This window comes from Actinosynnema sp. NPDC037264, assembly GCF_055603705.1.
This window is the reverse complement of the sequence record NZ_JBVJVK010000078.1, coordinates 26,188-35,873: the sequence shown is the minus strand read 5'-3', so window position 1 is coordinate 35,873 and position 9,686 is coordinate 26,188. Positions and strand designations below refer to the sequence as shown.

The following is a 9,686-nucleotide window of genomic DNA, read 5'->3' as shown; positions in this document are numbered from 1 at the left end:
AACGCCAATCCCCGCCCGTTCCTGTGGACCAAGACCGCCGAGGAGATCCTGGAGTCAATCGCCCGATTTTGTAGGCGGATTTCCGGCGGAGGACAGTAGCGACATGTCTGCTTCGCAGGAGAGCGGTGTCAGGCTGTCGGCCAGCCCGGTAATACCGTGTCCGCGGCCGCATCAGCACCGGGTGGCGATGCGGGCGCCGAGGGTCATTCACCTCCTACCCTCAATGTAAGCAGTGTGCCCGCACCCAAGGGGGCGTGGTGAACGGAATCAACCGGGAGTGGTATGACTTCTCCGTCGAGCAGTGAGCGGCATGAGCGTGTCCTGGGATCGTTCACCATGAGTTTTTCTCACGGTCTTCTGATCATCCGGGATAGAGGTAGTGTTTCGGCCCATGATCACTGGGATCCGTCGACATCGGGCATCGATGTGGAGCGTGACTCGATCTACCTTGCTGTACTCAACGCCGTCGATGGCGTCGTAGAAGTGAAATTTGCAGACGGTGGCGGACCGGATGAAGCATTGAGCTGCGTCTATCAAGGAAGTTTCGAGGTTCCATCCGGTCAAGTGGTTGCTCATGACCCAAACGGGGACATAACCGCAGTTTTCTACGTGAAACCTGGGTCAAACCGGTTGAGTGTCGAAGTTGACGAAGATGGCGACGCGAGTGTAGTCAGCGTCCGGTTCAACCCGACGGTACGGCAATGAAGGAGTCATTGTGGACTGGGTGCTTCCTGTGACGACCTGGTTGTCCGGACGCGTCGGTGCTGGCCGAGCGGTTGAGACTTTGCTCCAACTTTCGGTCCGGACGCTCGAGTGCTAATCCGTTGCCGGATGGCTGCAGCATCATCGGTTCGGCGAGCTGTGCCGCTCGAATGGTCATCGCGGTTGGTCGAGCGGTGTGACTGCGCTCGCAGGTGAGTCCACCGAGGATGCAGGCGCGGCGCAGTCTGGGGGTGTCGTGGTCGAGGATGTGTCGGCCTCGTCGCAGGCCTGGTGTCGTGGGGCGAGGTCGGCAAGATCCTCGAAGGCGGCTACAGAACCGTCAGTCGCCTGGCGGGCACCGTGCACAACGCCAAGGCGTCCTGTGCCGTGTCCAGTCCATCGCCGACGACGTCTCCCGCGCTGTCACCGAGCAGTTCCAGAAGCTGTCGTTGCGACGAAGCTGTGCTGCACAGCTCCCGCCGCCCTTGCGTGATGGACGACCTGGCGGCCCGGCTGAGGGACGTCGACGGCCTGGTGGCGCGCATCGCCCGGGAGATGGTGGCACGCTGCCGGGAGCTGACCGTGCAGATCAACGCTCTGGAGCGCGAGCTGCGCGACCGGGTGTGAGCCCTGGCGCCCGGCCTGCTGCGCATCCCCGGCTGCGGGGTGCTGTCCGACGTGATTCTCGGCGGGACCGCCGGCGCGCACCGCTTCCGGTCGAAGGCCTCCTACGCCCGGTTCACGGGAACCGCTCTGATCCGGTCTGGTCGGGCAGCACGCCGGAGAAGGTGCGCCTCAACTGCGGTGGCAACCGCGCGGTCAACTGCGCACTGCACATGATCGCCGTCACCTGGACACGCGGCATTGGGCCAGGCAAAGCCTACTTGGATCGTCGAGAACGGCAGGGACTCCAACGGGAAGGTCGTCTTTCTTGGAGGAAGGAGGGGGCAACCCGCGTACCAACAAGGAGTCCGGCCTTGCGCACGTGATGAAGCACAAGGAGGAGTTCACCGCCGCAGGGATCCCTGAGGAAAAGATCGCCGAGGTGGTGCACCGAGCAGCCACTGAAGGCAAGTGCACGGGCTACTACCAGGGCAAGCCGCCCGGACGATCGATCTTCGAGGTCCAGTACGGTGGCCAGACGCACTACATCGCAGTATCGGTGGGCGACAACGGCTTCATCGTCGGCGCCAACATCCACAGTGCGACCACACCGTTCAAGGACGCGCGACCCGACCCGCGCGCGGAGGCGGATCCGAACTACCGAGGATGGGAGAATGAGCCGACTGATCTCGGTCCGAGTGGCGCCCGAGTGGGAGTGCTTCCCCTTCTGGGTCAGTACCGCGGACGAAATGATCTCCGACAACTGCTCTGCCGAGCGACTCGTGGCCGAGTTCGGTGCACCGGCAGACTTGGCCAAGGCCATCGACGCGTGGGACGACGAGTTCCAGACCGTGTACAACCGCAGCGACCCGGAGAGCTCGGGCTTTCCTGACGAGGCGACCACGGCGGCGTGGCACGAGCGAGGTGAGCGGTTGGCTGAGCGGTTTGCCGCAGCGCTGCGTGTGCGAGTCGAGTTCCACACCGCGCGTGGAGACCGCGTGTTCGGCGGTTGAGGCTGGCACCTGTTGACGCCATTCACACTACGGTGTTGCTCGCACCGGAGCCTCGGGCCGAACGCGTTGGCCTGACCGCCTCGCCCCGGCGGTCGCCGATCTCGCGTTTGATCGTCAGCGCATGCTCCTGGAGTTCGACGCCCTGCCCGCGGTCACCTTCCTGGACATGGGCTTTGCCCAGGATCTTCAGCGCGGGTGGCGGTCGGCGGTCGGGGCGGGTGATCCGGTGACGGGTCGGTCCGGTCACAGGTTCGCGCGTGCCAGGCGGGCGATGAGGCTGGGCTTGTTCTTGTGCGCCTGTCGGAGGGCTGTGTGGCGTCGGGTGAAGTCGTGCGGTCGGTTGTCGCGGTCGGCCAGGGTTTGTAGGTCGACCAGGAGGGTGACGGCGGTGTCGTAGTCGGCGGGTTTGCGGGTGGCGATCAGGGCGTCGACGCGTGCCCAGGCGGCTTGCTCGTCCTGCGCCAGCTCATCCAGCCGCTGCTCGCGGGCGAGGGCTCGATCGCGCTCGTGGCGGGCTTTTTCCTCGGCGCGTTTTGCCTTTTCCCGTTGCTGCCGTTCGGCGCGCCTGCGCGCCGTCTCGTCGAGGAGTTCGCGCACTGTGCGCCGTGGTGCGGTGGTGGGCGGGGCGGTGCGGTCGTGGAACCGGCGCAGCAGTTCCACCCGGACGGTGGTGGCCTGGTCCTGGACGACGCGTAGCAGCAGGCGATCCTTCTCGGTGCCGGGTAGCTGCGCCACCCAGGCGGCGAGGTGTTCGGCGTAGTCGGCGGTCCTGGTGAGCAGTGGGCTCGCTTCGGCGGCGACTGTGATCAGGTCGTCGTCGAGGCGGAGGAAGTCGGCCAGGGCGCGTTGTGCCGCGGTGAGTGTGCGCAGTCCGGCGGGTACGAGTGGTTCCAGGTCGTCGTCGGCGTCGCGGTCGAGGGCGTCCTCGTCGCGTTCCCAGGTGCCGTATCCGGCCAGCCACGCCAGGTATAGCGCGCGGTGGTCGCCGGCGGCGAGCTCGTTCCGCACGCCGACGATGGCGGACAGTGCTCCCTGTGGTTCGAAGTCCCAGTCGCCGGTTTCGTCGTGGTTGTGCAGGTCCAGGATGAGATGGGTGTCCGTGGTCCAAGCTTCGACCTGTTCGTCGACGAGGTAGGGCTCGACCGTGTCCAGGTCGAGCAGGGTGTGCGGCAGGCGCAGCAGGAGGCGTCGGGTTCCCCAGTCGGCGAGGTAGAGGTGCGCGTCGTAGTGGCGCTCCACCAGCCGATTCGGGTCGCCGCGGAAGACGCCCCACTCGTACTCGTTGACGAAGCCGGTGGCGGTGATCCGCGCACGGGTGGACAGCGCGCGGACCTCGGCCTGCGCCTGCGCGTCGAGCGGCTGGTCCAGCGCGACGAACTCGTAGTACTGGTACTCGCTCAACGCCCGCCTCGCGCCCTGGTCTCGGGGAACGGTGTGGCGCGGAAGGCGGAGTCGTCTCCCAGGTGGAGGAACAGGTGCCCGGTGAGCGTGCCGTCTTCGGCGAGGACGGCCCAGCCGCGCCCACTGGCCTGGTCCATCTCGTCGTTGCCCTCCCAGGTGAACTCGACGAAGGGTCGACCCTCGCGCTCGCTCCAGCGGCAGTCCATCCACCCGTTGACGGCGATGAAGCCGAACTCACCGGTCCCGTCTCGCGTGAACTCGATGAACCCAGGCTCGACGAGGCCGATGGCGTCCTGGTCCCACTGGTCCATCTCCACGATCCGCCAACGACCGGTCACGCGCCTCGCGGGTTTCGCCACTCGTCGTCCCCTCCGGTCGGAGTCGCTGTGGTCGGCCCGATCGCAGTCCGACACGGCCGGGTCGAGACGAGAGGCTAGCGCCGAGCCGGTGGAGGGCGGCCGAGTGGCTACGACAGCGAGCCGGACACAGCCTCTGGCCGAGGTTCCGCACCACACGTCGGAGGCGCGTGTCCGACAGGTGAGTTCGGCCTCTGCGGCTATTCATGCTGCGGTATCCGGAGCAGATCTGGAGCAGCCGGCGGAGTTGAACGACGTGTGACGGCTTCGAACGGCGGTGAATGGCACCGGCTGACGTGCTGATTCTCTGTTTGAGCTGGTCAGGGAACTTTTGGAACAGTGCTGGCAGAGCAAGGCTCAGCTTGTTGGCTCCACTTGGCCCCAGTTGGCATGGATCGACGTTATTGGACGTAGTTCGTTGGTTCCGTGCGGTTCGAGCGGCTGCGACGGATCGTCTCGCGGGACCTGGGCTGATGGGTGTGCTGAACCGCGCATCCCGAGTGTGGGTTGCTGGTCAGGTCGTGGCCTCGGGTGCAGTCGGTTCGGTGGAGCTCGTGCCGGTGCTGTTGCTCTCTTCGGCCGCCTCGATGGAGGCGTAGCGCCGCCCTTGAAGCTCCTCGCGTTCAGCGTCCGGGATCGTCATCGACTCGGCAAGCACGGCGGCGAGTGCGTTCACTTGAGTGTTGTCGATGTCGGAGTGGAAGAGCCATCGGATGTTCTCGTCGCGTGTGATGAGGTCGATCGCCGAACGTGAGCTTCTGTCCTGCGCAGTTTTCGCTCGGACGTATCGCACCTGGTCGATCGGGATGTCTTGACGGATCTCGGCTTGCTCGAGGAACGCATTCGTCTTCGCGATGACGATGCGGCGATCCGTGACGGCGACCAGTGTCTTCGCCGTGGTCTTGTCCATTGCTCCCGCCAGCTTGTCCATCGCTCCGCCGACGATCGCGGAGATTGGGTCGAGGGTTTCGAGCTGGTCGGGGAAACCGAGAACACGTAGGGCCTCGCCGTCCTCGAAGAGCCATCGCAGAATGCGGAGGTACGGCTCTGGATCCAGCGATTCGGGTGCGCAGACGACGCCGGGAGCCTCGAGCGGAGGGGCGGGTGGATGGAGCGTGTTGGCAAGAGGCTCGATCGCCTCCAGAAGCCGGGCGGCGTCTTCGCGGGCTGCCTTCACGTCCTTCCGCTTCCCCAAGAGCGGCCAGGTGTCGGGGTCGCGGAGTTCGGTGGTGATCCGCAGCTCCCGCGTCAGCGCGTCGACGAGGCTCGTCGCCTCGGCGAGAGCGGAGTCGAACTCCTTGCGGGTGTCGCGCGCGATGACCTCGGCGTACTGCGCCTCGGCGGCGTCTTCGCGCCCAGCTGCTCTCGCCCTTGCGGCACGAAGCGCGTGATACCCGGTCCATGCGTTGAGGGAGGACAGGAGGGCGTGGACGTCGAAGGCGATCGCCTCGGCGTTCGTCTGCAGATACTCGCGGTGGTTGCGTGCGTCGGCCCGACCGATCCGGCTGACGTGGTCGCGGACGTTCCCCTGGTAGAGCTCGAGCTGCTTCTGCAGCAGCGCTCCGTTGCCCGCGACGTCATCCCACAAGGACGTCGGGACCGACTCGATCTCCCGCGCCTGGCCGACCGCGCGGTCGATGGCGGCGACGAGCCCTGTCAGCTCGGCCCACTGATCCTTGCGGATGGCGGTGAGGACCTGAGTTGTCACCTCGAGGTTGGTCCTGACGAGGCCCGAGAGTTCACTCAGCATCAGCTGAAGACCGACCATGGCCAGCGCCGGCCCGAGCGAGGCCGCGATCCGCGCCTTGCTCACCGCATGCACGGAGTAGAAGCGGGCCTGACCCACGATGCGGCCGCGGACCATCACCGCTCCGAGGTTCCCGCCGTCCTTGACGGCGAGCGTCGCGCCGCTGTTGAGCAGGGTCTGCGTCGCGGCGCCGATCTTGTAGAGCCCTTGCACGCCGGCGAACGCGTTCCCGAGATTGCCGACCACGGTCGCCGCGTTCCCGATCGAGGCGAGGATCGCTGAGATCTGCTTGCGGTCGGCAGCCGGCACGATGCCGAAGTCGATCAGATCGGGCTTCAGCTCCGGCGGGACCTCACCGGCGACGATGGCCACCCCTGGGAGCACCTCCACCAGGACCGTCGACGTCGTCGTCGAGTCGATGTCCGAGTCGGACGTCGGATCGTCCACCACAGGTAAGTCGGTGGTACCGCTCCGGTTGCTCTCCTCGGGCTCCGCGATCTCCATCGACTCCGAAGGGTCCTGCATGCGATCTCCTCCCGCAGGTGCGCGCAACGGCCGGACCTCGTCGGCGTTGACTGGCGAAGTCTAGGGCTCAAATCCTGGGGGTTGGTGGTGTCGGGGCGTTGGCGGATCTTGCCGGGCGTGGCGCCGGATACCGCTGAGGTGGGCAACGGCGTGATTCGTCGCAGGACCGGAAAGACCGTGCGGTCAGACCGTCAGGCCTCGAAGATCGTTGTACGGTGCCACGCGAAGTAGGGTGCTGATGAGGGTCTGTAGGCAGTGCAGGGGCGGCCTCTCAGGTGGGTGAGACGGTCGTGCATGCTGCCTTGCGGAACTCCGTCCGGTGGTCGTGTCCGGACGAGTCCGTTGTCGTCGACGGTGATCCAGCCGGATTCGTAGAGCGCGTCGCAGCCGAACGTGCAGGCGAGCATCGCTACGTTGTCGAGGTCACGGCGTTCGTCATCGGTGCACGAGGCCCGCTTCTTGATGTGGGCGGCGACGAGGAAGTCCAGTGGGAACAGCTCGCCGCAGAGGGCGCACCGCGCGGAGGTCCGGTGATTGGCGAGCAGGCTGCGCAACCGCCTCTGTTCCAGCCTGATCTTCACCTGGGCAACCGAGTCGAGCGGGCCGTTGTGGTGATCGCCAGTGGTGTCGTCGACCGACAGCTCGTCGAGCACCACCACCACGGGTTCGCCGGTGAACCGCGCACCGGGTAGAACCGCCAGCACAGCACCCACGAACGAACTTCGGTGCCCCAACTCGTGGGGGGCAACCCGCACGGATCCCCGGGCGGCGAGCAGGTCCAACCCCTTCTGCACGGCGCTCATCGGTACGGGTCGTCCCTCGGGCGAGCGTTCCGTTTTCACGACGACGTCGTCACCCCGCACGTGCAGGATGGTGTTCGACTTGCCGGACGCGGTCCGGAGCTGGATCCCGATGAGGTCTCTGAGCAGGTCGGCGGCCTTCGGCAAGCCCAGCAGAGGACCGCTTCGAGAGGCCGGACCATCCAATGGACCAAGGGCGACATCGGGACGCCCCTCGTGTGTTCTGTTCGTCGATGCGGGAGGAAGACCGGATCGCTCGTCGTCAGGGCTTCGCGACGAGTTCTCGGCCCCGACACCGTCGGCTCGGGTTTCCGCCGGGCCGGCACCGGTGTCGTCCAGGCCGGTCAGTCTCAGCGCTTCGGCCGTCGGGCTGTCGCGGAAGAACCGGTGGAGCAACGCCTGGACGACAGCGTCGCGGGCATCCACGTCGGTAGCGAGCAGGTCGTAGACCTCCTGGGGAAGCCCACCCCGCGGGTTGCGCTCGTTCAACCACTTCAGCGGAGCCGAACCGTGCGCACGCGGGATTTCCTCGAGTACCTCGGGCAGTTCCCACCACGGCGTCTTGGCCAACGCTACGAACGGGTACTGCGGCGTCGGGCGACTCCCCTCGCGTCCGAGGGCGGTGAGCAGTGGCCGCAACTCTTCCTGCGCATCGACCCAACGCGTCAACCGCGGTAGCCCTTGAGCCGCTCTGCCGATCGCCCACAACAACAATATTCCTTGATGCCGCACCGGTCGCACGGACGCGCCGGCTGGAGCTAATCGCTCAACCATCGCCACCAGTTCGCCACCTGTCACCACTCGTGCACCTCCGACCTCCAGTGACGGCAGCATAGGAAAAGGAAGGTCGTTCTGGACAGGCGTCGTGATCGTGAACAGCGCTCGCGGTCCGTGTTGTTGCGTCGACCGGACCGAGCACGGCCTGCCCTGTGCCGCTGTTATGGCGGATTGGCGGTCGCCGGTTGGTGGGTGTGGGGTCAGGGTTGGGCCGGTGGGAGGGTGCGCAGGGTGGTTCCGGTTCGGTGGGAGAGGTTGATTTCCAGGATGGCCAGGGTGATCACGGCGAGCGGTGAGCCGAAGGTGAAGAGCAGGGCCAGTGGGCCGGGGATGCGGGGTTCGAGGTTGCCGGCGGCGAGCAGGTAGGTGTGGTAGCCGAGGATGCCGAGGCTGTAGACGATCGAGCACACGGCGGGCAGGAGGGGGTGGCCGTCGGCGGCGTTGAACCAGTAGCGGTAGCTCCAGTAGGCGGTCCAGAGGATTGCCGGCATGACGTACAGCAGCAGCGCCAGGATGATGGCGAGGGTGACGATGGTGGTCATCGCGCTGCCCGGAGTGGATTTGTAGTTGCCCAGGACGAAGTCGAACGCGAGGCCGGCCGCCAGGCACGCCAGCAGGGTGAGCGCGGGGCGGCGCATGGCCCGCACGAGGCGCGGTCGGTCGGGTGCGGCGGTGGTGATGAGCAGGATGCCGATGCCGATCACCAGGGCCGGCATGGCCATCGCGGCGTTGACCATCACGTTGCCCAGTGAGCCCATGACGGCGTCGTAGCCGGTCTGCTCGTAGGCGATCAGGACCGCGAAGGTGATCACGAGACCGCCCGCCGTCCGAGCCTGTTCCAGGCGCGTGATCCGAGGATCGCCCGTGCCGTAACGGAAGTGCGGGGTCAGCAACTCCTTGATGCGCCGTAACAGGAAGGCGACTGACGCCAGGTATACGTGCACCGTGGCCTCTTTCTGTCGATGCCGGCCGTGTGCGGGACGGCTCTTCGTGAACGGGTGGCCGGGCCTGCCGCCGACCGTGGGCCGATCGTGCGGCAGGACCCGGCCTGTCTCCGGCGTGGATCACGCCTGAACGCGCTGGAACGGCAGGCACCCTAGTGCGTCACTGATGCACAGCGTCAACTACGGCGACGTGCCCCGGCGGTGGTCAGGTCGGACGTGGTGGGCTCGTCCCGGTCAGCGCCGAGGGCTTGCTTCCGGGCCGGACCAGGGCACGTAGCGGGCGGTCCTGGTCGACGAGGGGGTGATCACGGTTTGGCCGGGTTCGGCGAAGTGGCCCAGTCGGACGTGGGTCACCGACAGCCCGCCGCCCACGCCGCGGACTTGTTTGAAGCCTTGGGCGCTGACGTTCTGCGACGAGGCCATCGTGGTGGTGCCGCCGTGCCACTTGCCGTCGCTGCGGCGGGTCGAGAGGAACACCCGCACGGTGGTGCCCAGCGGCATCCGACTGGCGTCGAGGTACACGTAGTGGTGGGCGTGCACATATCCGCCGCACCGGTAGAGCTCGGATTTCACGTGCAGGTAATAGGTGTACTTGCCGACGATGTTGGCGTCACGTTCGGTTTCGGCCACGGCGATCGGGGTCCCGCCGCACCTGTCGGCGGACGCGTCGGCGGGGCTCACCCCCAGGATCGTGAGCGCTGTGGCCGCTATCGCGGTCAGGGCCGCCGTTCGCAACCGGGTGACACGTCGGACTCGCATCCGTCCTCAACTCCTCCTGAGTCGCTTCCACGGGCCGTGCGCGACCAGTCGACACGGCA

11 protein-coding genes are annotated in these 9,686 nt (G+C 66.6%); 3 read left to right on the top strand and 8 right to left on the bottom strand.

Going from position 1 to position 9,686, the window contains the following annotated elements:
* Window positions 1–282: 282 nt before the first annotated feature.
* Complete coding sequence (locus ACZ7GX_RS41330; RefSeq protein ID WP_498785530.1) at window positions 283–705, top strand: hypothetical protein; 423 nt, start codon at window positions 283–285, stop codon at window positions 703–705.
* A gap of 489 nt (window positions 706–1,194) precedes the next feature.
* Complete coding sequence (locus ACZ7GX_RS41325) at window positions 1,195–1,329, top strand: hypothetical protein (protein WP_498785528.1); 135 nt, start codon at window positions 1,195–1,197, stop codon at window positions 1,327–1,329.
* Window positions 1,330–1,441: 112 nt separating this feature from the next.
* Here ACZ7GX_RS41325 and ACZ7GX_RS41320 read toward each other — a convergent pair whose 3' ends face one another.
* Window positions 1,442–1,567: a hypothetical protein gene (locus ACZ7GX_RS41320; protein WP_498785526.1), complete on the bottom strand. Its 126-nt coding sequence runs from the start codon at window positions 1,565–1,567 to the stop codon at window positions 1,442–1,444.
* A gap of 412 nt (window positions 1,568–1,979) precedes the next feature.
* Between ACZ7GX_RS41320 and ACZ7GX_RS41315 the strand changes: the two genes are divergently transcribed.
* Window positions 1,980–2,318: an immunity protein CdiI family protein gene (locus tag ACZ7GX_RS41315; protein ID WP_498785524.1), complete on the top strand. Its 339-nt coding sequence runs from the start codon at window positions 1,980–1,982 to the stop codon at window positions 2,316–2,318.
* Between the two features lie 22 nt (window positions 2,319–2,340).
* On the opposite strand, the gene ACZ7GX_RS41310 is transcribed toward ACZ7GX_RS41315, so the two are convergent.
* The 7 genes from ACZ7GX_RS41310 to ACZ7GX_RS41280 form a co-directional block, all read right to left on the bottom strand.
* Complete coding sequence (locus ACZ7GX_RS41310; RefSeq protein ID WP_498785522.1) at window positions 2,341–2,565, bottom strand: hypothetical protein; 225 nt, start codon at window positions 2,563–2,565, stop codon at window positions 2,341–2,343.
* Window positions 2,562–3,719, bottom strand: coding sequence for a hypothetical protein (locus ACZ7GX_RS41305; RefSeq protein ID WP_498785520.1), 1,158 nt, complete (start codon window positions 3,717–3,719; stop codon window positions 2,562–2,564). Before ACZ7GX_RS41305 ends, ACZ7GX_RS41310 begins: the two co-directional genes overlap by 4 nt.
* Complete coding sequence (locus ACZ7GX_RS41300; protein WP_498785518.1) at window positions 3,716–4,078, bottom strand: hypothetical protein; 363 nt, start codon at window positions 4,076–4,078, stop codon at window positions 3,716–3,718. The genes ACZ7GX_RS41305 and ACZ7GX_RS41300 overlap by 4 nt, the downstream gene beginning before the upstream one ends.
* Window positions 4,079–4,589: 511 nt before the next feature.
* Window positions 4,590–6,347 carry a hypothetical protein gene (locus tag ACZ7GX_RS41295; protein ID WP_498785517.1) on the bottom strand — a complete coding sequence of 586 codons (1,758 nt, stop codon included), beginning with the start codon at window positions 6,345–6,347 and terminating at the stop codon, window positions 4,590–4,592.
* Between the two features lie 191 nt (window positions 6,348–6,538).
* On the bottom strand, window positions 6,539–7,921 hold the full coding sequence (locus tag ACZ7GX_RS41290) for a phosphorothioated DNA-binding restriction endonuclease family protein (protein ID WP_498785532.1): 1,383 nt from the start codon (window positions 7,919–7,921) through the stop codon (window positions 6,539–6,541).
* Window positions 7,922–8,124: 203 nt separating this feature from the next.
* A complete protein-coding gene (locus ACZ7GX_RS41285; protein WP_498785515.1) occupies window positions 8,125–8,868 on the bottom strand; it encodes a hypothetical protein in 744 nt (247 codons plus the stop codon).
* Window positions 8,869–9,102: 234 nt separating this feature from the next.
* On the bottom strand, window positions 9,103–9,549 hold the full coding sequence (locus ACZ7GX_RS41280) for a hypothetical protein (RefSeq protein ID WP_498785513.1): 447 nt from the start codon (window positions 9,547–9,549) through the stop codon (window positions 9,103–9,105).
* Between the last annotated feature and the right edge of the window lie 137 nt (window positions 9,550–9,686).

Bases quoted from the DNA above. Each gene is read 5' to 3' on its own strand.
- ACZ7GX_RS41330 (WP_498785530.1), top strand. From the start codon at position 283: ATGACTTCTCCGTCGAGCAGTGAGCGGCATGAGCGTGTCCTGGGATCG.
- ACZ7GX_RS41325 (WP_498785528.1), top strand. From the start codon at position 1,195: ATGGACGACCTGGCGGCCCGGCTGAGGGACGTCGACGGCCTGGTGGCG.
- ACZ7GX_RS41320 (WP_498785526.1), bottom strand. From the start codon at position 1,567: ATGCCGCGTGTCCAGGTGACGGCGATCATGTGCAGTGCGCAGTTGACC.
- ACZ7GX_RS41315 (WP_498785524.1), top strand. From the start codon at position 1,980: ATGAGCCGACTGATCTCGGTCCGAGTGGCGCCCGAGTGGGAGTGCTTC.
- ACZ7GX_RS41295 (WP_498785517.1), bottom strand. From the start codon at position 6,347: ATGCAGGACCCTTCGGAGTCGATGGAGATCGCGGAGCCCGAGGAGAGC.
- ACZ7GX_RS41290 (WP_498785532.1), bottom strand. From the start codon at position 7,921: ATGGTTGAGCGATTAGCTCCAGCCGGCGCGTCCGTGCGACCGGTGCGG.